The sequence below is a fragment of the Halomonas flagellata genome (assembly GCF_022487945.1).
In the GTDB taxonomy this organism is placed as follows: Bacteria; Pseudomonadota; Gammaproteobacteria; order Pseudomonadales; family Halomonadaceae; genus Halomonas; species Halomonas flagellata.
In genome coordinates this window covers 1-577 of the sequence record NZ_JAKVPY010000126.1, presented here as the reverse complement: position 1 = coordinate 577, position 577 = coordinate 1, and the positions used below count along the sequence as shown (strand labels likewise).

Below are 577 nucleotides of genomic sequence, written 5' to 3'. Positions count from 1 at the left end.
CATTAGGAATTTTTGTATAATCGCACATATCGACCACGGAAAAAGTACCTTGGCAGACAGGTTATTGGACTCTACCGGATCGGTTACAGAGCGGGAGAAAAAAGAGCAACTTCTCGATAATATGGATTTGGAGCGGGAGCGTGGAATCACCATTAAAAGTCACGCTATCCAAATGGAATATGTCTATAAAGGGGAGACCTATGTCTTAAACCTTATCGATACTCCCGGTCACGTCGATTTTTCCTATGAAGTTTCACGATCTATTGCCGCTTGTGAAGGGGCTTTGTTGGTTGTTGATGCAGCACAAAGTATTCAGGCGCAAACCATTTCTAATTTGTATTTGGCCTTGGAAAACGATTTGGAAATCATTCCGGTGTTGAACAAGGTCGATCTACCCAGTGCAAATCCGGAAGAAGTCACTGACGATATTGTAGATTTGTTGGGTTGTGATCCTTCTGATGTGATTCCTGCCAGTGCAAAAACAGGTATTGGGATTGAAGAGATCCTAGAAGCTATCATTGAAAAAATCCCTGCTCCGAAAGGAAATCCGGACGAACCTTTGCAAGCCTTGATATTC

At 42.8% G+C, this 577-nt stretch carries 1 protein-coding gene; it reads left to right on the top strand.

Going from position 1 to position 577, the window contains the following annotated elements:
• Position 1: 1 nt before the first annotated feature.
• A partial coding sequence (locus MKP05_RS22065) for a GTP-binding protein (RefSeq protein ID WP_240570162.1) occupies positions 2 to 577 on the top strand: 576 nt, incomplete at its 3' end.